Source organism: Rhodococcus koreensis, assembly GCF_900105905.1.
GTDB lineage: Bacteria > Actinomycetota > Actinomycetes > Mycobacteriales > Mycobacteriaceae > Rhodococcus_F > Rhodococcus_F koreensis.
Window position 1 is genome coordinate 6484948 of the sequence record NZ_FNSV01000005.1, and the last position, 25107, is coordinate 6510054.

The 25107-nt window shown below is 67.3% G+C and carries 27 protein-coding genes; 9 read left to right on the forward strand and 18 right to left on the reverse strand.

All coding sequences use genetic code 11. The features are described 5' to 3' along the window. Position 1: 1 nt before the first annotated feature. From BLV94_RS34065 to BLV94_RS34080, 4 genes are all read right to left on the reverse strand, one after another. Complete coding sequence (locus tag BLV94_RS34065) at positions 2 to 169, reverse strand: rubredoxin (protein WP_072948026.1); 168 nt, start codon at positions 167 to 169, stop codon at positions 2 to 4. Next, positions 169 to 1401: an alkane 1-monooxygenase gene (locus BLV94_RS34070; protein ID WP_072948129.1), complete on the reverse strand. Its 1233-nt coding sequence runs from the start codon at positions 1399 to 1401 to the stop codon at positions 169 to 171. The genes BLV94_RS34065 and BLV94_RS34070 overlap by 1 nt, the downstream gene beginning before the upstream one ends. 268 nt (positions 1402 to 1669) lie before the next feature. After that, entirely contained in the window at positions 1670 to 2020 is a 351-nt protein-coding gene (locus BLV94_RS34075; protein WP_072948028.1) for a YrdB family protein, read from the reverse strand. Between the two features lie 89 nt (positions 2021 to 2109). Further along, positions 2110 to 2994, reverse strand: coding sequence for an aminoglycoside phosphotransferase family protein (locus BLV94_RS34080; protein ID WP_167372203.1), 885 nt, complete (start codon positions 2992 to 2994; stop codon positions 2110 to 2112). Positions 2995 to 3101: 107 nt separating this feature from the next. Here BLV94_RS34080 and BLV94_RS34085 point away from each other — a divergent pair, with 107 nt between their 5' ends. Continuing rightward, the gene (locus BLV94_RS34085) at positions 3102 to 4175 is read left to right on the forward strand and encodes an NAD(P)H-dependent amine dehydrogenase family protein (protein ID WP_072948030.1); all 1074 of its coding nucleotides are present in this window, start codon (positions 3102 to 3104) and stop codon (positions 4173 to 4175) included. A 32-nt stretch (positions 4176 to 4207) separates the two neighbouring features. On the opposite strand, the gene BLV94_RS34090 is transcribed toward BLV94_RS34085, so the two are convergent. From BLV94_RS34090 to BLV94_RS34120, 7 genes are all read right to left on the reverse strand, one after another. Next, positions 4208 to 4906, reverse strand: a complete 699-nt coding sequence (locus tag BLV94_RS34090) for an HAD family hydrolase (RefSeq protein WP_072948032.1) — start codon at positions 4904 to 4906, stop codon at positions 4208 to 4210. Between the two features lie 52 nt (positions 4907 to 4958). Further along, positions 4959 to 5282, reverse strand: coding sequence for a putative quinol monooxygenase (locus BLV94_RS34095; protein WP_072948035.1), 324 nt, complete (start codon positions 5280 to 5282; stop codon positions 4959 to 4961). A gap of 41 nt (positions 5283 to 5323) precedes the next feature. Then, positions 5324 to 5896 (reverse strand): TetR/AcrR family transcriptional regulator, encoded by a 573-nt coding sequence (locus BLV94_RS34100; RefSeq protein WP_072948037.1) that lies wholly within the window; start codon positions 5894 to 5896, stop codon positions 5324 to 5326. Positions 5897 to 5916: 20 nt separating this feature from the next. Beyond that, complete coding sequence (locus BLV94_RS34105) at positions 5917 to 6387, reverse strand: nuclear transport factor 2 family protein (RefSeq protein ID WP_072948040.1); 471 nt, start codon at positions 6385 to 6387, stop codon at positions 5917 to 5919. A 142-nt stretch (positions 6388 to 6529) separates the two neighbouring features. Continuing rightward, positions 6530 to 8134, reverse strand: a complete 1605-nt coding sequence (locus BLV94_RS34110) for a solute symporter family protein (protein ID WP_072948042.1) — start codon at positions 8132 to 8134, stop codon at positions 6530 to 6532. Next, entirely contained in the window at positions 8131 to 8478 is a 348-nt protein-coding gene (locus tag BLV94_RS34115; RefSeq protein ID WP_072948045.1) for a DUF485 domain-containing protein, read from the reverse strand. The genes BLV94_RS34110 and BLV94_RS34115 overlap by 4 nt, the downstream gene beginning before the upstream one ends. Beyond that, positions 8475 to 8954 (reverse strand): nuclear transport factor 2 family protein, encoded by a 480-nt coding sequence (locus tag BLV94_RS34120; RefSeq protein WP_095862720.1) that lies wholly within the window; start codon positions 8952 to 8954, stop codon positions 8475 to 8477. Before BLV94_RS34120 ends, BLV94_RS34115 begins: the two co-directional genes overlap by 4 nt. A 203-nt stretch (positions 8955 to 9157) precedes the next feature. Here BLV94_RS34120 and BLV94_RS34125 point away from each other — a divergent pair, with 203 nt between their 5' ends. From BLV94_RS34125 to BLV94_RS34150, 6 genes are all read left to right on the forward strand, one after another. Then, entirely contained in the window at positions 9158 to 9763 is a 606-nt protein-coding gene (locus BLV94_RS34125; protein WP_072948050.1) for a TetR/AcrR family transcriptional regulator, read from the forward strand. 132 nt (positions 9764 to 9895) lie between these two features. Beyond that, a complete protein-coding gene (locus BLV94_RS34130; RefSeq protein ID WP_072948053.1) occupies positions 9896 to 11089 on the forward strand; it encodes an acyl-CoA dehydrogenase family protein in 1194 nt (397 codons plus the stop codon). Continuing rightward, complete coding sequence (locus BLV94_RS34135; RefSeq protein WP_072948055.1) at positions 11086 to 11889, forward strand: hypothetical protein; 804 nt, start codon at positions 11086 to 11088, stop codon at positions 11887 to 11889. Before BLV94_RS34130 ends, BLV94_RS34135 begins: the two co-directional genes overlap by 4 nt. Beyond that, positions 11886 to 12734 carry an alpha/beta fold hydrolase gene (locus tag BLV94_RS34140; RefSeq protein WP_072948058.1) on the forward strand — a complete coding sequence of 283 codons (849 nt, stop codon included), beginning with the start codon at positions 11886 to 11888 and terminating at the stop codon, positions 12732 to 12734. The genes BLV94_RS34135 and BLV94_RS34140 overlap by 4 nt, the downstream gene beginning before the upstream one ends. Beyond that, positions 12731 to 14437, forward strand: a complete 1707-nt coding sequence (locus BLV94_RS34145; RefSeq protein WP_072948060.1) for an AMP-binding protein — start codon at positions 12731 to 12733, stop codon at positions 14435 to 14437. The genes BLV94_RS34140 and BLV94_RS34145 overlap by 4 nt, the downstream gene beginning before the upstream one ends. Continuing rightward, positions 14430 to 15665: an acetyl-CoA C-acetyltransferase gene (locus tag BLV94_RS34150; RefSeq protein WP_072948062.1), complete on the forward strand. Its 1236-nt coding sequence runs from the start codon at positions 14430 to 14432 to the stop codon at positions 15663 to 15665. The genes BLV94_RS34145 and BLV94_RS34150 overlap by 8 nt, the downstream gene beginning before the upstream one ends. Before the next feature lie 4 nt (positions 15666 to 15669). Here BLV94_RS34150 and BLV94_RS34155 read toward each other — a convergent pair whose 3' ends face one another. From BLV94_RS34155 to BLV94_RS34170, 4 genes are all read right to left on the reverse strand, one after another. Continuing rightward, on the reverse strand, positions 15670 to 16464 hold the full coding sequence (locus BLV94_RS34155; RefSeq protein WP_072948065.1) for an alpha/beta fold hydrolase: 795 nt from the start codon (positions 16462 to 16464) through the stop codon (positions 15670 to 15672). Between the two features lie 73 nt (positions 16465 to 16537). After that, the gene (gene catA, locus BLV94_RS34160) at positions 16538 to 17386 is read right to left on the reverse strand and encodes a catechol 1,2-dioxygenase (protein ID WP_072948068.1); all 849 of its coding nucleotides are present in this window, start codon (positions 17384 to 17386) and stop codon (positions 16538 to 16540) included. A 22-nt stretch (positions 17387 to 17408) separates the two neighbouring features. Next, positions 17409 to 19025, reverse strand: coding sequence for a 4-hydroxyphenylacetate 3-hydroxylase family protein (locus BLV94_RS34165; RefSeq protein ID WP_072948070.1), 1617 nt, complete (start codon positions 19023 to 19025; stop codon positions 17409 to 17411). Between the two features lie 21 nt (positions 19026 to 19046). Beyond that, a complete protein-coding gene (locus tag BLV94_RS34170) occupies positions 19047 to 19619 on the reverse strand; it encodes a flavin reductase family protein (protein ID WP_072948073.1) in 573 nt (190 codons plus the stop codon). A gap of 241 nt (positions 19620 to 19860) precedes the next feature. On the opposite strand from BLV94_RS34170, the gene BLV94_RS34175 reads away from it, so the two are divergent. Together BLV94_RS34175 and BLV94_RS34180 are read left to right on the forward strand one after the other, a co-directional pair. Continuing rightward, entirely contained in the window at positions 19861 to 20808 is a 948-nt protein-coding gene (locus tag BLV94_RS34175; protein ID WP_072948076.1) for an AraC family transcriptional regulator, read from the forward strand. Positions 20809 to 20840: 32 nt separating this feature from the next. Continuing rightward, on the forward strand, positions 20841 to 22382 hold the full coding sequence (locus BLV94_RS34180) for an HNH endonuclease signature motif containing protein (RefSeq protein ID WP_244163729.1): 1542 nt from the start codon (positions 20841 to 20843) through the stop codon (positions 22380 to 22382). On the opposite strand, the gene BLV94_RS34185 is transcribed toward BLV94_RS34180, so the two are convergent. From BLV94_RS34185 to BLV94_RS34195, 3 genes are read right to left on the reverse strand one after another with little or no spacing between them, the layout of a single operon-like run. Further along, positions 22279 to 23490, reverse strand: coding sequence for a cytochrome P450 (locus BLV94_RS34185; RefSeq protein WP_072948078.1), 1212 nt, complete (start codon positions 23488 to 23490; stop codon positions 22279 to 22281). The two genes, BLV94_RS34180 and BLV94_RS34185, sit on opposite strands and share 104 nt — an antisense overlap. 14 nt (positions 23491 to 23504) lie before the next feature. After that, a complete protein-coding gene (locus tag BLV94_RS34190) occupies positions 23505 to 24869 on the reverse strand; it encodes an NAD(P)/FAD-dependent oxidoreductase (RefSeq protein ID WP_072948081.1) in 1365 nt (454 codons plus the stop codon). Beyond that, on the reverse strand, positions 24859 to 25077 hold the full coding sequence (locus BLV94_RS34195) for a ferredoxin (protein ID WP_072948084.1): 219 nt from the start codon (positions 25075 to 25077) through the stop codon (positions 24859 to 24861). The genes BLV94_RS34190 and BLV94_RS34195 overlap by 11 nt, the downstream gene beginning before the upstream one ends. Between the last annotated feature and the right edge of the window lie 30 nt (positions 25078 to 25107).

The following is a 25107-nucleotide window of genomic DNA, read 5'->3' on the forward strand; positions in this document are numbered from 1 at the left end:
GTCATGCCACCTTCGTTTCGAAATCGATCTTCTCGCGGACCCCGCAATCGGGGCAGCACCAGTCGTCGGGCACATCGGCCCACGGGGTGCCGGCGGGGAATCCTTCACGGGGTGCGCCGGACGCTTCGTCGTAGACGTAGTCGCAGACCGGGCACCGGTAGGCGGCCATCACCGAACTCCGCCGTCGTACTTGGCCAGAACCTTCTCGCGCTTACCGGGTTGGATGTTCACGCGGGTGATGTCGCCGTCGTAGTGGTCGAGCACCCGGTGGTCCATCACCTTGCGCCACAGCGGCGGGAAGTACGCGAGCGTGATCATGCTGGCGTATCCGCTGGGCAGGTTGGGGGCGCCGTCCATGCTCCGCAGCGTCTGGTACCGCCGCGTCGGGTTCGCGTGGTGGTCACTGTGGCGCTGCAGGTGGTACAGGAAGATGTTGGTCACGATGTGGTCGGAGTTCCAGCTGTGCGCGGGTGCGCAGCGCTCGTAGCGGCCGCTGGCCGTCTTCTGACGCATCAGGCCGTAGTGCTCGAGGTAGTTGACCGTTTCGAGGAGCGAGAAACCGTAGACGGCCTGGATGATCAGGAACGGGATGACGACCGGACCGAATATCGCGGTGAGCGCGCCGAACAGCACCACCGACATGAGCCACGCATTGAGAACGTCGTTGTGAATGCTCCACGTGCTCTTGCCGAGTCGTTGCATTCGAGTCTTCTCGAGCTCCCACGACGACTTCAGGCTTCCCCACACGCTGCGGGGCAGGAACGCCCAGAAGCTTTCTCCGAAACGTGAACTCGCCGGGTCCTCGGGTGTCGCGACCCGGACGTGGTGGCCGCGGTTGTGCTCGATGTAGAAATGGCCGTAGAAGGTCTGCGCGAGAGTGATCTTGGCCAGCCAGCGTTCGAGGTCGGTCTTCTTGTGGCCCATCTCGTGGGCGGTGTTGATGCCGATGCCGCCCATGACGGCGACGCTGAACGCGACACCGATCTTCGACCACAGCCCGAGGCCGCCGTCGATGCCGAGCCAGGACAGGCTGTCCGCCGACCAGAGGTAGCACGCGAACACCAGGCTCGCCAGCTGGAACGGGATGAACACGTACGTGCAGTACCGGTAGTATCTGTCGTTCTCGAGCTGTTCCATCACTTCCTCGGGCGGGTTCTGGCCGTCGGGTCCGAAGAACCTGTCGAGGACCGGGAGCACGATGAACAGCAACAGCGCGCCGATCCACCACCACACCGGAGCCGCCGCCGACCATCCGAGTTGGTTGAAGGCCCACACGAGCCCTGCGGCGAGGAACAGCGCGGTCGGGGGTATCAACCCCATCAGCCACAGGTAGCGCTTGCGGTCGCGCCAAGCGTCCGGGGGTGCTTCCTCTGTCGTCCTGCCGATATCCGACGTCGTCACGGTCCGAACCTCCTCGTCCAGTAGCTGTCGCGGTATGAACCAGCTCACTCTCAGTTGGACAGTACACGGACTTCGATCCAGGGTCTAGACAAAACTAGCTATTTGTAAATCCCGACATGGGCAGCGCTCTAACACCGGGGTCACCCCGGCCGATAGAAAGTGCGACACTGTTTCGCCGTGCGGAGGAGGCGCTCGATGTTCCGCGACCCGGGACTGCCCGACTGGCTCGAATTCGTTCTCGGCCTGCTCGGGTACCGCTGGTAGTCCTCTACTCCGGCGTGCGCGAGCGCGCCGCGAACGTCGCCGTCGCCACGACGGCGAAGGCCAGCCCCCACCATTGGTGACCGGCGAATGCGACGAGCACGCCGGTCGCCGCGAACAGTACGGTCTGGGCGACCAGTCGCGCTGGGTTGGGTAGTCGTCGGGTCGATTTCGGGGCCATCGCGACACCCCAGATCACGGCCGCTACCACCGGGAGGAGCACCGCGAGTGCCACCTGCACGACCGTCGAGTTCGCGAGCGACCACCCCGCGACGGCGAGCAGGACCAGCATCGCGATCTCACAGGCGAACGCCACGACGTCGAGAGCGCCCACTCGTTGCGCGCCGGCTTCGCTCATCGATCCAGCTTAGATGCGTGCGGTGGAAGCGAGGCTGGTGCAGATCGGGGCCCGTGAGTAGTTATTAACCACGGGCGGTTAACAAGTACTCACGGGCGAAGCATGACGGCGACGCGGGAGAGCCGGGGCTCGTCGATCGAACCCTCCACGCAGCGTGCGAATATCCACAGGCGTAGCCGCTCGCAGTCGAGGTCGAGCAGGCCGGCCATCCGGTTCGAGAATCCGACGGGGTCGGCGGCGAGGCGGTCGACATGGTCGAGCATGTGCTGCAGCACGTCGTACGTCGGATCCCCGACATGCGGTTTGGGATCGATCATCAGCCACGGCTCACGCGCGGCGGACAGCACGTTGTCGGGGTGAAGGTCCGTGCACAGCAGCCGCGACTGCGTTGCCGTCCGCGGTAGTTCGCGGAACAGTTCCATGCCGGTTTGCGCGAGGCCCGGATCCAGGCGCGGTGCTCGGGCGAGTTTCTCCTCGAACTCGTCGGCCCACACGTCGCACATGCCGGCAAGCGGGCGGAACGGGTTGTCAGCGGCTGGTTCGATCCACAGCCTGCGCAGCAACCCGGCAATCACGACGTCCTGTTCCTCGGGCGGCCGGACGTCGGACAGCGGGGTGCCGGGTTCGCAGGATTCGAGGAGCAAGGCCGTGGTGTGGTCGAGCACGCGGTGGTCGAGCAGCCGGACGGCGCCGCCACCGTTCCATGCCGCGAGTCCGTCCGCCTCGTGCAGCGCCTCGTCGTGTCGCCAGCCGATCTTCAGCACCACGCGTTCGCCGGCGATTGTGCGTGCGGGCGCCGTCCAGGACGTCACGCCGCCGGGTTGGAACGGGCGACCGACCTCCAGTGACCACTCCCGACTCACCGTCTCGACGACGGCAGGGAGGTCGGCCAGCCACGTTCGGCGCGGCGCGTCGGGGGCGTCGAACTCGGCCATCTCTCGCACGAGGTTCGTCGGCAGTTCCAGATCTGGCACACCCGCATTGTGCCTCGCGAACTGTTCTGCAATCGCGCACCGGCACAAACTAGAACCTGTTACATTCGCGGGAGGGGTACTACTTCTGAAACTCGGAGAGAGAACTCATGAGCTACCGCGTCGTCGAATGGTCCACCGGTACGGTCGGGCGTCACGCCATCGCAGGCATCGACGCCCGCGACGACCTCGAACTGGTCGGCGTGTGGGTGTCCAACCCCGAGAAGGTCGGGAAGGACGCCGGGGAACTGGCGGGCCTCGGAAGAGAACTCGGCGTGAAGGCGACCGAAGACAGGGCGGCACTTCTCGCACTGAAACCGGACTGCATCGTGCACACCGCGATGACGGACGACCGCATCTTCGACGCCATCGAGGACCTGATCGCGTTCCTCGAGGCGGGCATCAACGTCGTGTCCTCGGGACCCGTTCTGTTGCAGTACCCGATCGGGGTGGTCCCGGACGAACTCGTCGACCGCATCCGCCGCGCCGGCGAACAGGGAGGCGCGAGCCTCCACGTGAACGGTATCGACCCCGGGTTCGCGAACGACGTTCTCCCGCTGGCCATGACCAGCCTGTCGCAGCGGATCGACGAGGTGCGGTGCTCCGAGATCGCCGATTACTCCACCTACTACCAGCCGGTGGTGATGAGCGAGATCTTCGGCTTCGGCAAACCCGTCGAGGAGACGCCGATGCTGTTCCAGCCGGGCGTGCTGTCGCTGGCGTGGGGGAGCGTCGTCCGCCAGATCGCCGCGGGACTGGGCCTCACACTCGACGAACCGCTGGTGGAGAAATTCGAACGCATCCCCGCCGACGACGACCTCGACATTCTGTCGTGCCACATCGCGAAGGGAACTGCGGCGGCGGTGCGGTTCGAAGTCGTCGGCACGGTCGACGGGGTGCCGCGCGTGGTCCTCGAGCACGTCACCCGCACCCACCCCGAACAGAAACCCGACTGGCCGAAGCCCACTCGCGGCGACGGGTGCTACCGCATCGACATCACGGGCGAGCCCGTGATGTCCGTCGAGTTCAACCACCACGGCGAGCACGGCGACCACAACGTATCGGGGATGATCGTCACCGCGATGCGGCTGGTGAATTCGGTGCCCGCAGTGGTCGAGGCGAAGCCCGGGCTGGTGACCGCACTCGACCTGCCCCTCGTCACCGGTCGCGCTTCGCACCCGTGAGTACTTGTTAACCGCCCGTGGTTAACAAGTACTCACAGGCCGAAGGCACTGAGGGCAGTTCGGAGACCGTCCGGGCGCTCGGCGATGGAAACGGGTTCGACGAGTGCGAACGCGCAGCCCACCTTTCGCGCGGCACCGTCGGCTTCCTCGCTGTCGCCGATCATCAGAGTCCGTTCGGGTGCGGAACCGAGTGCGGCGAGGGCGTGCTCGAAGATCTTCGGGTCCGGTTTGATCGCACCCACCTCGAACGACAGCACGAACTCGTCGACGAGATGCTCGACTCCCAGATCTGCGAACGCGGGCCGGATGTCGAATGCGATGTTGCTCAGCACCGCGATCTTGATTCCGCGGTCCTTCAGTGACGCAAGGACTTCCGCGGTATCGGGGTATGCGCTCCAGCATCCCGGGTCGATCAGCCGTTCGTACAGCCCGACCGCCTGGACCTCGTGCGCGACCCCGGACTTGCGCAGAACGTCGAGGTACGCCTGCCGGTGGAACCGAGGGTCGAGGTCCCGGTTGGTCCACGCGTGGTGCTCGGCGGCGTCCATCTCGACGGTCTGACCGACCGGCGCCGTCATGCGCCGCATCAACTCGGCCTGCTGGTGGAGGTCGAACGGTTCACCTTCGTGGTCGGTGAGGTCGGCCATCCAGCTGTCGTCCTCCTCCAGCCGGAACAGCGTGCCGGAGAAGTCGAAGATCACTGCGTCGAGTTCGGTGAGATCGGAAGCCACGTGTTCAGGCTAACGCGCGGTGCACGCGACTTCAGGGTGAAGCCGGACGGGGTCAGTCGACTTCGAGTTCACCCATCAGCGACCACTCGGTGCCGTCGATCGTGGTGTTGATGATCCGCGGCGTCTGTGCGAGGGCGGGCTTCAGCTCGCGCAGCGCGTTCCGGAAATGCTCGCTCTGCACGTGGGCGACGGCGGCGTCGTCGTCGCGGAACGCTTCGACGAGGACGTACAGGTTCGGATCCTCCACCGCGCGCGACCAGTAGAACCACAGGTTGCCCGGTTCGTTCCGGGTCGCGTCGGTGAACGGCTGCACCAGGTCGAGCCAGCCGTCGGCGTGGTCCGGTTTCACGGTGAAGTTGACGACGATGAAGATCACGGCTGCCTCACTTCTCGAGTTTCCGTATTCCGGGTCGAATCCTACGCGCGCGATTGCGTCGAATCCGCGACCGCGCGGCGAAGCCGGGTGAGGATGCGCGTGAAGCTGTCGGGGTCGTCCAGGGCACGCGCCAGGACCAGCGCGCCCTGGATCCCCGCGACGACCTCCTCGGCAAGTGGCCGCGACTGCCTGCCGTGGCCGGCGTCGGAGAGGGCACCCGCGAGCGAATCGACCCAGTCGGTGAAGTAGGCGCGGACCCGGTCGGCGAAGCGGTCGCGTTCGAGGCCGAGCGCGAACGCGCCGAACAGGCAGATTCGGCGACCCGACCGGAAGTATGTCTCGACCTCGTCGAACATCCGATCGAGACGGGCGGCGGCGGGCTCGGACCCACGCAGCGGCCGGTTGACGTTGGCCTGGAACCAAGCGTCGACCTCGTCGAGGACGGCCTCGGCCATCTCGTCCTTTCCGCGGGGGAAGAAGTTGTACAGGCTGCCTTTGCCGAGTCCGGTGTGTTCGGTGATGACGGCCAGACTCGCGCCGTCGAACCCGTGGGATCGGAACACCTCCGCCAGCACGGGGACGACGTCGCCGCGCTCGGCTACTGCTCGTGGCATGACTACTCCTCGTGTGCCGGTCAGAGGCCGAGATCGCTCAGCCCGGGATGATCCGCCGGTCGCACGCCGGACATGTCCCAGAAGAACTTGCGGTCGGATTCGTCGATCGGTACGTCGTTGATGCTGGCGTGGCGCCACCGCATCAGCCCGTTGTCGTCGAACTGCCAGTTCTCGTTGCCGTACGCGCGGAACCACTGCCCGTCGGTGTCGTGGAACTCGTACGCGAACCGGACCGCGATCCGATTCCCGTCGTGCGCCCACAGCTCCTTGATCAGACGGTATTCCAGCTCGCGGTCCCATTTCCCGGCGAGGAAGTCGATGATCTCGCGGCGTCCCTGCAGAAAGGTGGACCGATTGCGCCACCAACTGTCCTCGGTGTACGCCTGCGCGACCTTCTCGGGATCGCGGGAATTCCAGCCGTCCTCGGCGGCGCGAACCTTCGCGATTGCGGTGTCGAGTGTGAACGGTGGGGCGGGTGGGCGAATTGACATGGGGTGCGCTCCTTCGGGGAGGTCCTGTACCTTTCGGTACAGACTGTACCGATAGGTACAAGCGCTGTCCAGGGTCGTGACGGGCACGCTTCACGGCAGATGCCCCCGCCGGCTTGGCGAGGGCATCGGCCGAGCGTGAAACCTAGTGCTTCTCGGCGAGTTCCGCGCCGATACCGGTTTCGGCACGCACCAGCATTTCGGCGAACTTCTCGTCCCGGTCCGCCGACCGTCCGTGACGGCGTTCGGCGGCGAGCGAGCCGATCACGGCCGCGGCCAGCCCGAGCGGCATTGTGATGATCACCGGCAACTGAATGGTCAGCGGTGCCGGTCCACTACCCAGCCAGAGCGCCTCCGTGAACATCAGGCTGACCACGGTGGAGGTCAATCCCACCGAGATGCCCCACACTGCGCCCGTGCTGTTGAACCGGCGCCAGCCCAGGCTGAGCAGCAGGCTCGGCAGGTGCGCACTGCCCGCGACCATGAAGGCCATTCCCATGAAGTAGGTGATGTTCGTGGTGTCGCCGATTGCCATCGTCAGTCCGATTGCGAGGACGCTGAACGCGACCGCCGCGTACCGGGCGACCTTCGCCTCGCGGGCATCCGCCGTCTCCGTGCCGGCGTCGGAGGACTTCCGGCGGGTGAGGGTGGGCCACACGTCGTGGGCGAACGTTCCCGCCGCCGAGATCACCACGCCCGCGACGACGGCGACGATGCTCGCGAATGCCACGGCCGCCACCATGGCCAGTGCGATGGAACCGCCGATGGTGCCGACGCCGCCGCCGAGTTCCGTGACCAGTGTGGGTGCCGCGAGGTTGCCGCCTGCGCCGACGCGATCCGCCCCGTCGGGACCGAGGAGTGCTGCGGTGCCGAAGCCCATCACGATGACGATCAGGTAGAAGACGCTACACAGCGCGACGGTCCAGCCGAGCGACTTCCGCGCCGTCGCGGCCTCGGGGACGGTGAAGAAGCGAATGAGGATGTGCGCCATCCCGGCCGTGCCGAGCGCGAACGCCAGTGAGTACGAGATCAGGTTGATCGCACCGGTCTGCCCGAAGATCAGGCCCGGCGAGAGGATCGCGTCACCGGCGGCGGCGTTCGACGTGGCCGCCCCGAGCATGCCGGGGACGCTGAAACCGAACTTCGCCAGGATTCCCAGGCACACCACGATCGCCAGGATCGACAGGATGGACGATTTGATCACCTGAACCCACGTGGTCGCGAGCATGCCGCCGACGAAGACATAGATGCCCATGAGCGAACCGGCCACCACGACGGACAGGCCGAACGGAATCCCCGAGACTGATTCGAGTAGGACGCCCGCCGCCACGAGTTGGGCGAGCAGCACGAACGTGCCGGTGACGATGGTACTGAGCGCGACCACCACCCGGACCCGTCGTGCACCGGTCCGGAACACCAGAACGTCGGCGAGAGTGAACTTTCCGACGTTGCGCATCTTCTCGGCGAGGAGGATGAGGACGGGGAGGAACGAGACCACCGACGTGCAGAGAATGACGGCACCGTCGACGCCCTTGTAGAAGATCAATCCCGTGGTGCCCAGGAAGCTGCCCGCGGAGATGAACTCGCCGGCGATCGCGAAACCGTTCTGCCACCCGGTGATCGAGCGGCCAGCCGCGAAGAATCCGGTGGCGCTGCGGCTTCGGCGCGACGCGGCGAACGTCACCCACAGGGTGAGGGAGATGACGGCGGCACAGATGCCGATGGCGAGGAAATCGGCGTCGCCGGTCATGACGCATGCTCCTGATCACGTTGTGCGATGGCCAGGACGGCGGCATCGGCGGCGGGTTGGATGTAGGTGCGGGAGAGTCGGAAGTACGCGTACACCAGCACCCAGGTGCCGGCGAACTGGGAGAACACCACCCACAGCGACAGCGGAATGCCGAATGCCGTGTTGTGGCCCAGGAACTCGGGGAAGTAGGCGAACCCGACGAGGAAGCCCGCGAACATCGCGATGGCGATCAGGCCGAGTGCGGTGGTGACGGCACGCCGCCGACGCCGCAGTTCGACGAACTCCGGCAGCGCGAGGATCGGCGACCATGCTCTCGACGCGGTAGTGGGCGACTCGGTGGTCATGCGTTCACCGCCGCGCGCCGTGCCGAATCCAGGGCGAACCGGTTCTCGTCCCAGCCCTCGGCCAGCGGCCCGAAGTAGTGGAAACGAACCTGCTTGACGCGATACAACCAGCGACCGTCGACTCTCACCGCTTCGTCCGTGTAGCGGCCGGCGGCAATCGAGGCGGTGCCGTCGGTCACGCACGGCTGCCACAGGAACGAGCGGACGGTGGCGCGGTCGCCGTCGAGATCGACCTCCAGGTTGGTGATGAAGTGCCAGAACGCGGTGAGCCCACCGGGGGCGAGTCCGGCGAAGAACTCCCGCATCTCGCTCTTGCCCTTCGGGTTGGACAGCCCGTCGAATTCGCCGTCGTCGGTGAACAGGTCCATCAGGGCGTCCCAGTTGCCGTCGTCGAGATGGCGGCAGTACTGCGCATCGAGGTATCGGATGGCCTCCAGGTCTTCCAGACGGCCAATTCGTTCTTCGAGGGTGCTCAAGGCGGCATACCTCCACGGTGCGATGTGCGGAATGTGCGAAGCAGTCATTAACGACCGTTCATGTGATGGGGACCATAATCGACGTTGTGTCGCGGGTCAAGGCCGAGCGTCGTTCACGCGATTCCCTCCCACTGAGGGTTGCTGAACTGCGATTTCCGGCCGGATCGTTGCTCGTTCACCGCGATGCCTCTACCCTCCGGGGGATGAACACTCGGTCAAGCAGTGCGGTGATTCCCCACGTCAGGCAGCGGATTCTGGACGCAGCGCTGGAGGAGTTCTACACCGCCGGCTTCCACGCCGCGACCATGCGCACCATCGCCAAACGCGCCGGGTGCAGCGCCGCCAACGTCTACAACCACTTCGACAACAAGGACGAACTTCTCGTCGAGATCCTGCGCGCGGCCAGCGACGAGCAGTTCACCGCCACCCGGAACGCCCTGCGCAAGGCGGGTGCCGCGCCCGCTGAGCAGTGGACGGCCGCGGTGGTCGCGCATTCGCTGTACACCGCACGCAACCAGCGTGCGTGCCTGGTGGCCAACACCGAACTGCGATATCTCGACGAGGTGGATCGCAAACGGGTGGTGGGCTCGCGCGACGCCCAGGAGCACCTGTTCGTCACCATCGCCGAGGCGGGGGTAGCGGGCGGTGACTTCGACGTCCCGCACGTCCACCAGGCAGTGACCGCCGTACTGACCATGTGTGCAGGCATCGCGCTCTGGTACCGGCCGGACGGCCCCCTGTCCGCGCAGGCGGTAGCGGATTCGTACGGCGTCTACGCGCTCAACCTGGTGGGGTACCGCCCCGCCTGAATCGGGCGGGTTCGGCATTGACGGTGCGCTCCCGGGCGTGCTCTACTGGGTGAACAAGCGTTAATGTGATTCGAGTGCGGAACCGCGAGTTCCCCGTTTCACGCGCCCCGTAGTTCGAGTGGAGGAGTATCCATGACGCATCGGCCGTCGCAGCCGCGGACAGATTCACCGCGGTATCTCACCGAGGACCGCCTGGCGATCCGGGACCTGGCTCGCGAGTTCGCGATGACGCAGGTGCTGCCGGTCGCGAACGAGTTGGATCCGGTGCAGGGCACGATCCCGGACACGTTGAAGAAGGCGATGGCCGAGGTCGGGTTCTTCGGGATCATGATCCCCGAGGAGCACGGCGGTCTGGGCTTGGGCGTGTTCGAGTACTGCCTGGTCGCGGAGGAGTTGTCGCGGGCGTGGATGAGTGTGTCCGGGCTGCTGGCCCGCGGCAACGGGATGGGCGGCGGCTTCACCGCAGAGCAGGAGGCGGCGCTGCTGCCGAAGGTGGCCCGCGGTGAGTACCTCGGCGCGTACGCCCTGTCCGAGGCCGAGGCCGGCTCGGACGTCGCGAACATCTCCTGCCGCGCGACCCGCGACGGCGACGACTGGGTGATCAGTGGCACGAAGATGTGGTGCACCTACGCCGACGAGGCCGACTACCTGGTGTTGTTCGCGCGCACCGACCCGAACAAGGATCCGGCGAAACCGCACCGCGGGATCAGCGCGTTCCTGATCGACAAGCAGCGCGGAGGCTTCCCCGAAGGGATCAGCGGGACGAAGATCCGCAAGATCGGGTATTTCGGGTGGAGCACGTGGGAGTTGTCGTTCGACGGCTTCCGGGTGCCCGCGTCCGCGATGCTCGGCGAGGAGGGCAAGGGTTTCTACCTGGCGGTCTCCGGTCTCGAGGTCGGGCGGGCGCACACCGCGGCCCGGGCGATCGGTCTGGCTCGGGGTGCGTTGGAGGATTCGATCGCGTACCTGCACACCCGCCGTCAGTTCGGGCACGAGTTGGCCGACTTCCAGCATCTGCGGTTCAAGATCGCGACGATGGCCGCCGACATCGAGGCCGCGCGGCAGTTGATGTATGCGGTGGCCACCGATATCGATACCGGCCGTCGGTGCTCGCTGGAGGCGTCGATGTGCAAGCTGGTGGCCACGGAGATGGCCGAGCGGGTGACCAGTGAAGCCGTGCAGATTCACGGCGGTGCCGGGTACACCACCGACTTCCAGGTGGAGCGGCACTGGCGCGATGCCCGGTTGACGAAGATCTTCGAGGGCACCAGCGAGATCCAGATGCGGATCATCTCCGACGAACTCCTGGGAAGGGCTGCCGAATGAGCACACTCATCACAAGCATCGCCGTCGGCGATCGCGCTGTGAGCGACGCCCGGCGAGTCTCCGAACTCGCACTGGCCTTGCCGGAAGCATCGTTGACGGGAATCGCCGTGGCGGGGCTGCTCGCCCCACGACCGGCGGTCGCAGCCACACGTACCGGGCTGCAATGGAATTCGCAGTCTGCGGTGACGGATGACGACGTCGTCCGCGTCGAATCCGTCGTCACCCGGGTCGAACAGTCGGCGGACGGAGCGGTTCTCGACCGCCACGTGCGGCTCGTCGACGACGGCGGGTCGGTCCGCGAGCAGGGTATCGAGACGTGGCGCCTGCCCGACCCCGCCGGCGTCCGATACGACCCGGCGGTGGACTTCTGCACCCCCGCCTGGGGAGAGGTTCTCCGCGAATCGCTCTCCGCCGACCCTGCCTTCGCGTCCTCGCTGGCGACGTGGGATGGCACGGTGGGCCTGCGCTGCACCGACGCCTCGGGCGGGTCCCGCGAGGTGCACCTGCGGATCTACCGCGGCCGGATCATCGACGTCGCGCGCCGCGTCCCGGGTGGGGCCACGTTCACGCTCGTCATCCCGGCCGTGACGTGGGTCGACCTGATGGTCGCCGAACACAACGACTTCATGCGCCGCGCGATCAGCGGTGAATTCTCCTCCAGCGGTGACGGGTACGAGTACCTGCGACTCACCAAGCCGCTCGACATCGTCATCGCCCATGCCCGCACCGCCGCACGTGAGTGGCAAAGCGTGTCGGGGCACACTTTGCCACTCACGTGCGGAAGGGAGGCCCAGTCGTGATCGAGGCCCGGTACCTGGAAATCGACGGCGCGCTCGGCTTCGTCGAAATCGTCACCCCCGACAATCGTCGGGACATCGAAACGCCCACCGTCCTGTGCCTGCACACCGCGGGGCAGAGCGGAGTCCAGTGGCGCCACGCCGCGTCCGCACTGGCAGACCGCGGCTACCGGGTGATCGTCCCCGACCTTCCGGGCCACGGGCGTTCCGAGCCCGCGGTCGACGGCCCGATCACCAGCATCGTGGTGTTCGCGGACTGGCTCGGGAAGGTCCTCGACGCCCTCGCCGTCGAGCGGCCGTTCGTGATGGGATGTTCCATCGGGGGCAAGCTGACACTCGAACTCGCGACCCGCCCGTCGCGGCCGCTGGCCGGGGCGATCGCGATGGAGGCGGAGGCCGGTCCCGGCCGCGTCAACGTCGGCGGATTGCGCCGCGAACTCGAGGACGTCGCCGGACCCAGCCGCGCTGACCGCACGTACCTGGGCACCCTGGCGTCCATCGGGCGGTCCGTGCCCGAAGCGCAGGCCCGCCTGATCGCCACGATGCACAAGCGCGAGGACCCGGAGATCTCGTCCTCGGACCTCATCGCCTGGGGAACGCACGACGTGCGGGACCGTCTCGCCGACATCACCTGCCCCATCAGGCTCGTCGCCGGAGCGCAGGACCCGTGGATCCAGGCCGGACTCGTCGAGCAGGCCGCAGCGAGAATCGAGGCTGCCCGGCCGGGATCTGCGACGTTCACCCTGCTCGACGACATCGGCCACTACCCGATGGAGGAGATCGACGATTTCGCGTCGGTGGCGGACGGCTGGCTGACGGAACTGCGCACCACGGCGGTGCTCTCGTGACGGCGCACGACACGGCCACGCGCCGTGACACTCTCGCCGCGTTGCTCGACGCACTCGTGACGGCCGACCCGACGGCCCCCGCCACGATCGACGTCGTCGACGGCGAACCGATCGTCTCGGGCCGCGCCGACCTCCGCGACCGCGTCGAGGCTCTGAAATCGGAACTCTCGAGGGTAGGTGTGCGCCGCGGCCAGTGTGTGGCTGTGCTGCTGCCGAACTGGTCCGATGCCATCGTCTGGCAGCTCGCCTCGTCGGCCGTCGGCGCACACGTCATCGGCGTCAACACCCGCTACAACACGCACGAGATCGCGCACATCCTCACCTCCGCGCGACCCGCGGTCGTGGCCGTGGCCGACCACTTCCACGGCCTCGACTTGTTCGGGCGACTCGGCGAGGCGCAGCAGTCCGTCGACCTCCCGGCACCGGCGGTCGCGGTGGTGCGCGGCCCCGCGGCCGCGGGCGAGGCTCCCGATCCGGCGCGATTCGACCTCGGCGGCGGCGCCTGGACCGCGGGCAGCGCGGACACCGGTGGTGTTCGGGTGCCGGAGACACCCGACATTGCCACCACGACCGCCGCGGGCGAGCGGGCGGACCCCGGCGACCCGCTCGCGGTCGCGTTCACCACGTCCGGCTCCACCGGCGTTCCGAAACTCGCGGCCCATCGGGAATCCGCGGTGGTCCGGCACGCCCGCGCCGACGCCGTCGTCCTCGACGTCGAGCCCGGCGACGTCACGCTCTGCGTGCTGCCGGTGTCGGGAGTGTTCGGATTCAGCACGGCCCTGGCGACTCTCGCCGGCGGCGGCGCGCTGCTGATGGAGCCCGTCTTCGAGGCCGCGGCCACGCTGGGCCGCATGCAGTCGCTGAAGGTGACACACGTGGTCGGCGGCGACGACCTCTTCACCCGCCTCCTCGACACGTGGCACGGGGGTGACCGCGCCGACCTTTCTTCGTTGAAGCGGCTCGGGATCGCCGACTTCCTCGGCCGTTCGCACGAGGTGGCCGCATGGGTCCGGGACGAATTCGACGCCGTCACCACGGGCGTCTTCGGGTCCTCCGAGGTGTTCGCCCTGATGCTGCTGTGGGATGTCACCGATCCGGAAGCCGTGCGCTGGAACGGCGGCGGGCGTCCGGTGGAACCCGCCATCGAGATCCGGATCGCCGACCCACTGGACGATTCCGTTCTCCCCGACGGCGAGCAAGGCGAGCTTCAGGTGCGCGGACCGAACGTCGTCGACGCGTACCTCGGCAATCCGGAGGCGGCCGCGCGAGCATTCACGTCGGACGGCTGGTTCCGCAGCGGCGACCTCGCCGTCGCGACCGGAGACGGCGGCTATACATACGTATGCCGGATGGGGGATGTGCTCCGGCTGCGCGGATTCCTGGTGGATCCGGCCGAGATCGAGCACCGGATCGCCGAACACGACGGCGTCCACCTCACGAAGGTCGTCGGAGTCACCGGCACCGGCGGATACACCGAAGCCGTCGCGTTCGTCGTCCCGGCCGAGAACGCCGACGTCGACGCCGCCGAACTCAAGTCGTGGTGCGCAGAGTCGTTGGCGGCGTTCAAGGTTCCGGCCGCCGTGCACATGATCGAGGAAATGCCGACCACCGTGGGCGGTAACGGGGCCAAGATCCGAGCGGTCGAACTGCGCGAATGGGCGCAGCGCTGGACCGATCACGAAAGGGATTTCCGCAGTGCCTGAAAACTCGAACGCCCAGGCGACCGATGTCGTCGTCTGTGAGCCCCTCCGCACCCCCGTCGGCAGATACGGCGGCCAGTTCACGGACGTTCCCGCCGCCGACCTCGGCGCCCGTGTGGTGTCCGAACTGCTCGACCGCACCGGCGTGGATCCGGGCAGCATCGACGACGTGATCTTCGGTCAGTGCTACCCGAACGGCGAGGCACCTGCCATCGGCCGCGTCGTGGCCCTCGATGCGGGCCTGCCGGTGACGGTTCCCGGTCAGCAACTCGACCGCCGCTGCGGATCGGGTCTGCAGGCCGTGCTCGACGCGGCGATGCGGGTACAGACGGGGGTCGCCGAACTGGTGATCGCCGGTGGCGTGGAGTCGATGAGCCGCGCCGAGTACTACACCGAGTCGATGCGCTGGGGAGTTAAGGGCGCCCCGGCAGCGCTCCACGACCGGCTCGCCCGCGGACGTGTCACCGCCGGCGGACGCAACTATCCGGTGCCCGGCGGCATGCTGGAGACGGCGGAGAACCTGCGCCGCAGGTACGGCATCAGCCGCCGGGAACAGGACGAACTCGCGGTCAGCTCCCACCAGCGGGCGGTCGCCGCCATCGACTCGGGAAAGTTCGCCGAGGAGATCGTGCCGGTGGAAGTCCCGGTCCGCAAGGGTGATCCGCGGCTCGTCGACCGGGACGAGCATCCCCGCGCCGACACGACGCTCGAGTCACTCGCGCGTCTACGGCCAATCATGGGCGCCACCGACCCCGACGCGACCGTCACTGCAGGCAACGCCAGCGGACAGAACGACGGTGCGGCAGCATGTCTCGTCACCACCCGGGCGCAGGCGGAGCGTCTCGGTCTCCGGCCGCTCGCCCGCCTGGTCACCTGGGCGGTGGCGGGTGTGGAGCCGTCCGAGATGGGCATCGGACCGGTGCCGTCCACCGAACGGGCCCTGAAGCGCGCCGGGCTGACGCTCGCCGACATCGACCTCATCGAACTGAACGAGGCCTTTGCAGCGCAGGCGCTGGCCGTCACCCGTGAATGGAATTTCGGTGCGCAGGATTTCGACCGCACCAACGTCAACGGTTCGGGAATCTCGCTCGGGCATCCCGTCGGCGCTACGGGAGTGCGGATCCTCACCACGCTTCTGCGCGAGATGGACCGTCGTGGAGTCCGTTACGGTCTCGAGACGATGTGTATCGGCGGCGGCCAGGGGCTGACCGCGATCTTCGAGAGGATCTGACCCCTCAGCTGTCGAGACCCCGAATCCAGTCGGTGAGCGCCCGCACAACCTGTGCGGGCGCTTCCGGCATCAGCGCATGGCTCGCGTTCGGGACGACGCTCACGGTGACCAATTCGCCGAACCGGTCCCGCAATTCGTTCGCCGTCTCGCGCGGCCGGAACGGGTCGAGAGCGGACTGCAGGTCGAGAATCGGCTGGTGCGCGACCGCCCACCATTCGTCCTTGGGTGTGGCGGCCGACGCGGCGAGCTGCCCCTTCGACACCTCCGGATACCAGCCGCTGAGCCATTCCGCCGGGTCGTTGCCCGGCGCGAAGAATCCGGTCTGCAGGTAGCCGATCCGCTCCGCGTCGGGCAGTGAGGGATCGGCGCACTTCACCGCCAGCGCGGTCAGTGCGGCCGGGTAGTTGCGGGCGCCCGCCGCCGCGACGACGACGCCGCGCACCAGGTCGGGCCGGTCGGCGGCGAGCATTCGTGCGACGTAGTGCCCGTAGGCGTGACCGACGACGACGGCCGCGCCGTTGTCCTGTGTCTCGATCACCGCTCCGACGTCGGCGGCCAGGTCGTGCAGCGTGATGTCCTCCAGCGGACCGGTGCTTCGGCCGATGCCGCGCGGTTGCGGACGGGAGACCCGGAACCCGTTGCGCGCGAGCCCACTCGCGACGTCGTCGTAGTCGTACGACTCGCGGCCGAGCGAGGGCAGCAGGATCACCGAGGGGCCGATGCCCTCGACGACGACCTCGATCACGGCCGACGCGGTGTGCACGAATTCCGTCGTCCGCGCTTCGGATGTGTTCGCCATGTTGATTCCTCCACAAACGTCGAGACCCCGGGCGACGCGATCTCTCGCGTCGCCCGGGGGAATGGGCCGTGGCTCAATCCGCGGCGGGATCGAGCGCGAAGTCGTAGGTGACGACCTTACGCCCGGTGTCGTCGAGCTGCGGATCGAGGAGGAGCTCGGGTTTCGTCGCGCCGGCGACGTCGTCATCGATCCAGTCGCCACCCGCGAAATACAGCTGCGTGATGATCGGCTGCTTGCCCGGGGACGTCACCCGCAGGTGCAGGTGCGCCGGACGCCACGGGTGCCAGCCGGCGGAGTTGATGAATTGCCCGGTGGGGCCGTCGGTCGGGATCTGGTACGGCGCAGGCTCGATGGTGGTGATCTCGTACCGACCCTCCGCGTCGGTGACGATGGTTCCGCGCAGGTTCCATTTGGGCAGGTGGGGAGCGAACTGCGAGTAATAGCCCTCGTCGTCGGCATGCCACAGCTCGATAATGGCGCCGCCGAGCCCCGTGCCGTCCAGGTCGGTGACCTGGCCCCGGAGAACGAGCGCGGTGTGAGCCCGATCCTCGTCGCGCATCGGAAGGGCGCACCGCGCGGGGAGTTCGGGCGCACCGGGCACGTAGTACGGTCCCTCGATGCTCCCCTTGGTGCCCTGGAAGTTCCGGGAGTTCACCTCCTCGATCTCGTGCTCGACGAACACGTCGAGGAGTAGCGGCCATTCGCCACCCTCGCCGACGTCGATGAGCCACTGCTTGAGGACGCGGTACTCCGGGTAGGTGACGGCGTGCTTCCGGATCAGCGCGCCGAACCCGGCGAGCGCCTCGGTGGCGATGGCGGACAGGCGTTCCGGCGAAGTGTCGGCGGTGAATCTGGCGCCCTTGAACTTGTCGGTGGCGGCGTTGCCGGAGCCGACCGCGGTGGGGCTTTCGATGGTGGTCATGGATTCTCCTGGTCTCGAGGGGCTAGCTGCGGCCGAAGTAGGAGACGTCGTCGTTGCCGATGAGGTCGGGCACGGTCCAGCCGTCGAGGTCGTACTCGGCAAGGCATTGCTCGGCCAGACCCTTCATCGAACTGACCGTTCCCCGGTTCTCCGCGAACATCAGCAGTTCCGCCTTCACACCCTCGTGGTTGCCGGCGTAGTTGCGCTCGTACAGCTCGTGGCGGCCACCGAACTCGCTGCCCACCGAATCCCACAGGGCCTTCATGATCTTCACCCGCTCGACGGCGGGCATGCCCTCGGAGCCGCGGACGTACTTGTCCAGGTACGGCCGGACCTCGGGGCTCTTGAAGTCCGCCGACGACGACGGCAGGTAGATCAGGCCCGACGCGACGTCCTGCTCGATGATCTCCTTGATCCGCGGGTACCCCTGCTGCATGAACATCCGGTACGTGAGGCCGTATTCGAGCTTGGGGATGACGGTGTCTCCCACCCACGGCTCGGGGTCGCGGATCATCGATTCGGTGAGTGACCAGAACAGGTTTCGCCAGCCGATCACCTCACCGACGCGGGTCTGCACGCCGCGGAACCCGCCCGCTCCGGTGGCGTCGAGGGCCTTCATCAGAAGACCGGCGATGAAATCGAGCTTCACGGCCAGCCGCGTGCACCCCTGCAGGGTGAAGCGCGGCAGGAACCCCGACTGCGGGAAGAAGGCATTGATCTTGTCCACATCGCCGTACATGAAGACGTTCTCCCACGGCACCAGCACCTTGTCGAAGACGAAGATGGTGTCGTTCTCGTCCATCCGCGACGACAGCGGGTAGTCGAACGGGCTGCCCATCACCGCGGCCTGCTGGGTGTAGGACGTGCGGCAGATCAGCTTCACCCCCGGGGCGTCCATCGGGACGGTGCAGATCAGGGCGAATTGCTTCTTCTTGATCGGCAGCCCGTAGTGCGCGATGAAGTTGTAGTTGGTGATCGCCGAACCGGTGGCCACCACCTTGGCGCCGGAGACGATCAGGCCGGCGTCGGTTTCCTTTTCCACCTTCATGAACACGTCGCCGACCTCGTCCGGGGGAAGCTGCCGGTCCACCGGGGGGTTGATGATCGCGTGGTTCCAGTACAGGACCTTCTCCTGCGATTCCTTGTACCAGCGTTCGGCGTTGGCCTGGAACGGCGAATACAGCTCCTTGTTCGCATGCAGGGTGCCGAGGAACGACGCCTTGTAGTCGGGGCTGCGGCCCATCCAGCCGTACGTCATCCGTGCCCAGGTGGCGATCGCGTCGCGGTCCTTCAGCAGGTCGTCCGAGTTCTTGGACGCCCGGAAGAAGGGCATCGTCACCCCGCCGTTGCCGGTGTCGGTGGGGGTCGTCAGGGTCTCGACGTGCTCGCCGGTGTGCATCGCGTCGTACAGGCGGGCGGTCATCCGGATCGGGTTGCGGAACGCCGGATGCGTCGTGACATCCTTGACACGCTCGCCGTGCAGGTAGATCTCCCGGTCGTCGCGCAGCGACTCGATGTACTCGTCACCCGTCATCGGGCGCGACGCGAAGTTCGCGGTGCGGTTCGCCTCGCAGTCCGCAGCGACATTGACCTTGCTACGGTCGACGGCGTTCTCGGGGGCAGCTTCGGTGGTGGTCATGGTGTTTTCCTTTCGTCAGGATTACGAGGCAGCCTGGGCGAGCTGCAAGTGGAGGGGCGTGAAGGACGCGGCGGCGTCGAACCATCCGCTGTGGGGGTCGTCGAGGCAGCCGTTCCACGCCGTGGTGCCGGACGCGGCGCCGAGATCGTGGAAGGTACTGCGGTAGAACAGCAGTGGGTCCTTGGCCGAGTCGACAGAGGCGTCGACGATCTCCCCGATGAAGATGATGTGATCGCCGCCATCGTAGGAGGCCCAGGGTGCGCAGGTCAGCGTCGCCGCGTTGCCGGACAGTGCGGGAGCGATGCCGGAGTCGTCCCACACCGGTTCCGTTCGTTGTGGTTTGCCTGCGAAATGCATGGCGGTATCGAGCTGATCGGCGGCCAGAATGTTCACCGCGAACGGCGCGTCACTCAGGTAGCTGCACGCCTTCGATTTCCGGGTCAACGTCACCTGGCACAGCCGAGGTTCGATCGAGATCGCAGTGAACGCGGTGACGGTGGCCCCGTGCGGCTCGCCGTCGGAGTTGGCGCACGTGATCACGGTGACGCCACTGGCGAACTGACCGAAAATGTTACGGAGAGTGCGCTGATCCATTTTTCGTGACCGCCTTTCTGCACGATTCGTGCGATCACCCCTGCGTTTGGGGGCACCTGCACAACGTATGACGGGCATCACAGTCCGTCGATCCGCATTGCGAACCGCCGATCCGGAACGCGAAACGGGATTGGCGGAGGTGCGGCGCAGGGCCTTGCAGTGACGTGAGTCACAGGCGATGCTAGGGTCGGGAGTTGCTCGAACGCCGCCGAAGCGCGAGGTGAGAGGTCTGGACGTACGTATGCGAGGACAGCTGGAGGGCCCCGGTTTCACCGACTGGGACGAGGTTCACGAGGTGGTCGCGGACGCGTACTTCCCCCATGAACTGCGTCCGCTGTCGCGTGACAACGCCGCGCGGTCGTCGCTGGAATCGTCCGACGTGGGGGCGTCGCGGCTTGCCCGGATCGGATTCGGGGCAGCCGTGGCCATCGAGTCCGACCATCCCGGCGCGTACGGCATCAACATCCCCCTGACCGGTCACATCGTGTCCGTCACCGGCGGCATGGAAGTGACGTCGACGCCGGGACTGGCGACAATCTGTCCGCCCGACACCCGGACCGTGATCACCAACTGGAGCAGTTCCTGCGAGATCATCGGCTTCAAGGTGGACCGGGACTACCTGCAGAGGGAGATGGACCGCGTGCTCGCCAGGCCGGGTCAGGTGTTGCCGCGGCAACTCGACCTGCGCGCGGGCGCCGGAGCGGAGTGGCTCAGACTCGTCCGTTCCATCGCCGACCAGGCATTGCACGACAGCGTCCTCCTGCGCAGTGAGATGGTGTCGCAGCAATTGTGTGGTGCCCTGACCACCGCTCTCGTGCTCACCGCGATGCCGGACGACGACACCGGCTCGTCGGGAATCCGCCCCCGCATCGTCAAGCGGGTCATCGACGCGATCCATGAGGATCCGGCACGCCCCTGGACGGCGGGCGAGATGGCCGAACTCGTCGGCGTGAGCGTCCGGCGCATGCAGCAGGGGTTCCGCGAATACGTGGGCATGACGCCGATGGAGTTCCTCGTCGACGTGCGCCTCGAACGTGTGCACGCCGATCTGACCGGAAGCGCTTCCTGTGCAACCGTTTCCGAAGCCGCCACCCGCTGGGGGATCATGCACACCGGCAGATTCGCCGCCGCCTACCGCCGCAAGTACGGTGTGACGCCGTCCGAGTCGCTGCGGGACCGCGGCCTCTGAAACTTGTCGGACCCTCGCGATAGTATTCGCACATGAGTTCGACTGGGGGGTCGGTGGGGAGTCGGGTGGCGGAGCATCTGTCGATGCTCGCTGCCGCGGTGGACGGGTTGCTCGATGCAGGCTTGACCGAGCTGTCGGACGGCGAGGTGGTCGAGGTGATGCGCGGGGTGGAGCAGTCCCTTCGCCGCACGGAGGCGGTCTCCCACCGATTGGTGGTGGAGACCGTGGAGCGCTCCGTCCCGGCGAGTCTGGGGTATACCTCGCCGAAGAAGCTGCTGATCGAGGCGCTCCGGATCTCGGGCGCGGACGCGTCCGCCCGGGTCACCGCCGCCCGTGAGCTGGGGGTGTGGCACACCCTGGCGGGCGATCCGATGCCACCCGTCTTGCCGGAAACCGCTGCGGCACAGAGTGATGGCGACATCGGAGCGGATCATGTGCGGGCGATCGCGAAAGTGATGCGCAAGATTCCCCACGCCGTCGACAACGACGCGGTAGCCGACGCCGAGGCCGTCCTGGCCACCTTGGCGCGAAGCGCAACTCCTGAGGACGTGGAGCAGGCCGGGCACCGGCTGCTGGCGTACCTGAATCCGGACGGGAGTCTCGGCGACGACCGCGACCGGAAACGCCGGCGTGGCATTTCGATCGGTCGGCAGGACACCGAACTGATGTCGAGAATCTCCGGTGAACTCGATCCCGTCGCACGGGCGATGCTCGATCCGATCCTCGCCAAGTGGGCGCGACCCGGAATGAACAACCCGGACGATCCCGACTCACCGGCCGGCGACGGCGAGAACCCGGCGATCGATCGTGACGTGCTGGCTGCCGCGGCCGCACGCGATACCCGCACCGCGGCGCAGCGCAATCACGACGCGTTCAGCGCGGTGTTCCGGACGCTGCTCGAGTCGGGGGTGCTCGGCCCGCACCGGGGCCTGCCGACGACGGTGATCGTCACCATGACCCTCGAGCAGTTGGAGAAGGCGACCGGCGGGCTGGCCACGACGGCCACCGGCGGCCTGCTCCCGATCGAGGACGCACTGGCCCTGGCAGAGAAAGCGCATCCGGTGCTCGCACTGTTCGACCATGCGGGTCGTCCGTTGCACCTGGGTCGACGGCGTCGTCTGGCCAGTGCCGACCAGCGGCTCGCGCTGATCGCGGCAGACGGGGGCTGCACCCGGCCGGGGTGTTCGGCGCCGGCGAGTCTGTGTGCGGTGCACCATGTCACGGACTGGCACAAAGGCGGGCGCACCGACATCGAAGGTCTGGCCCTGGTCTGCGACGCATGCCATGCCCAGGTCAACGACGGACCGGCCGGCTGGGCGACGAGGTCCGCGCCCGCGCATTCCACACACGCGGGCCGGACCGAATGGATCCCACCGCCGCGCATCGACCCCACCCGAAGACCGCGCATCAACCACCGGAATCATCCTGGTGAGTTGATCGAGCATGCGCGGGCGAGCCGGTCAGCCCCTGTCACCCACAGTCCACCAACAGGTGCCGGGGACCCCGCAGTACCGGGTTGGGCCGGTAGGGCGGCGGATCCTCGACGAGCCGCGGATTCGGGAGGCGGCGGATGAGTTCGGCGAGCGCCATCTGCCCTTCGAGGCGGGCGAGGGGAGCGCCGAAGCAACTGTGGATGCCGCTGCCCAGACCCACGTGCTGGTTGTCCTCGCGGTCGGGGACGAACCGGTCGGCGTCGATGAAGCGTTCCGGATCGCGATTGGCCGACGCCAATGCCAGGACAAGGGGCGACCCCTTCGGAACGGTGACGCCGTCGATCTCGATGTCGACGATCGGCGTTCGCTGGCCCAGCAGGTGCACGGGCGGTTCGAAGCGGAGCAATTCCTCCACAGCCTGCGGCATCAACTCCGGTTCCGCGCGAAGCCGCTCGAGAACGTCGGGATTGCGCAGCAGGGTCAGCATGCCGTTGGTGATGAGGTTGACGGTCGTTTCGTGCCCGGCGATGAACAGCAGGATGGAGTTGGTGACCAACTCGACGGTGTTCAACTGGCCGTCGGGCCCCGAGTCGTTGGCCAGCCCCGACAGCATGTCGTCGCCGGGACTGCGGCGACGGTCCTCGATGAGACCGGCCATGAACATGGCCATTTCCATCTGGGCCTGCTGCGCCGCCTTCACCTGCTCGTTGTCGGCGCTGTTGCGCCGCGGGTCGATGGCCGCCACCAACGCGTCGGCCCAGACGTGGAACCGGGGTTCCTCCTCGTGAGGCACCCCGAGCAGACGGCAGATGACGGAGACGGGGAAGGGGTACGCGAAGTCGTCGACGATGTCGATGCGACCCTTCCCGTCGAGCCCGTCGACGAGGCTCGTGACGAGTTCTGCGAGTTCGCCACGCATGGAGTCGATCCGGTCGGGGCTGTGCGGCGGACCGAACTGTCGCGTCGTCAATCGGCGCAACCGATCGTGCTCGGGCGGATCGAGTTTGAGGAAGGACTCCGGCCCGTCGCCGGCACGATCCGCCCCGGGAAGCCCCGGCCCCCGGTTGTGCAGGTCGGAGCTGATCCTCGGATCGTGCAGAAGCGCCATCACGTCGTAGTACCGGCCCACGAGGAAGGAACCGTTATCCTGTGGCGCCACCCGCGTCTCACGAAGTTCCTCGTACAGCGGATACGGATTCGGCCGGTTCGCCTGGTCGGTGATCCGCTCGAACAACTGAGCACGCGACATGGACACTCTCCCTGTTACTTCGGTAGCGAGACGAACTCGACACGACGTTCGGTGGGCAGATGACCGGTCACCGCGACGGTCGGGCCGTGGCTGAGTACGGCCGGGTCCGGCAACTCGGACGGCCGCACCTCGAACGGCTCCGCCCGGTCCATGACGTCGAAGTCCGGTGGGAACTCCGCCGCCGACTCGATCAGCCCCCGATAGAAGTCGAGCCACTTCCCCTGATTGAACGCCACCGCCGCGGTGACGCGACCACGGAAGCCGTACGCCGCCACGAAGCGCCGGTCGGCGACCGAACCCTGGGTGATCACCACCTGATCGGAGTAGGTGGGGATGCCGACGGACTTGATGTTGACGCCGAACTGGCTGGACCAGAACGCCGGAATCTCCAGGTGCGGTCGCCGGCGGAGGCCGTCGTGGATCATGTTGTGCGCCGCCACCTCGGCCTGGCCGATCGCGTTGCCCCAGTGCTCCAGTGCCAGCAACTGGTAGTCGTAGAGCGGATGCGGTTGCCGTGCAACGTCACCGGCGACGAACACGTTGTCGGTGACGATGCCGTTGATGTCGAATGCCCGGCAGCCGGCGTCGCACGTGACCCCGCGGGGCCCGGCGGCGAGACCGGATCCGAACAGCCAGTCGGTGTTGCGGATGCTGCCCTGCGCGACGATCGCCACGTCGACGTCGAGTGTGGTCCCGTCCGAGAGGTGCGCGCGGCACAGCCGTCCGTCGCTGTCGCCGTCGAGTCCGGTCACCGTGACCCCGGTGCGCAGGTCGACGCCGTGGTCGCGTTGCATGTCGGCGGCGACCGCCGCCACCACCCCGCCGAGCGCACCGACCAGCGGTGCCGGGCCGCGCTCGGTGACCGTCACGGACAGCCCGCGCTCCCGGCACACCGACGCGATCTCCGAACCGGTGAAGCCGGCGCCGATCACCAGGACGTGGCGCGGTCCGGCAGACAGTCGCTCGCTCAGTCGGCGGGAGTCGTCGCAGGTGCGGACGGTGAAGACGCCGTCGAGTGCCGCCTCGGACGAGTTCGACCACGGCCGGGCGCGGACACCGGTCGCGATCAGCACCTTGTCGAACTCGACGGTGTCGCGGTCGCTGAGCACCACCCGGTTGTTCTCCAGATCGAGGGTGGTGGCCCGCACGCCGAGCAGCCACTTCGCGTCGAGGTCGGGATGGTAGGGGAGCGCCGAGTGTTCGGGCGGCATGATCCCGAGGAGCACGGCCTTCGACAGCGGCGGCCGGTCGTACGGTTCGTAGGGTTCGTCGCCGATCAGAGTCAGCGAACCGTCGAAGCCCTGCGCCCGAAGCGCCTCCGCGGCGCGCACCCCGGCGAGCGACGCGCCGACGATGACGATCCGCACGTCATTCCCCATCGTGGTGGGTGGGGATGTCCGTGGTGATGGCGTGCACCGGGCAGGCCGCGGCGGCCTGCGACACGTGGTCGCGTTCGCCGTCGGCGGGGCCCGCGTCGTAGAGGAGGGCCTCTTCGCCGTGCAGAGTGAAGACGTCGGGTGCGAGGAACACGCACTGCGCGTAACCCTGGCACCGATTGAGGTCGACGACGAGTTTCACGTCAATCATCCCGATTCTGAACAGTTCTGGTCACACGGG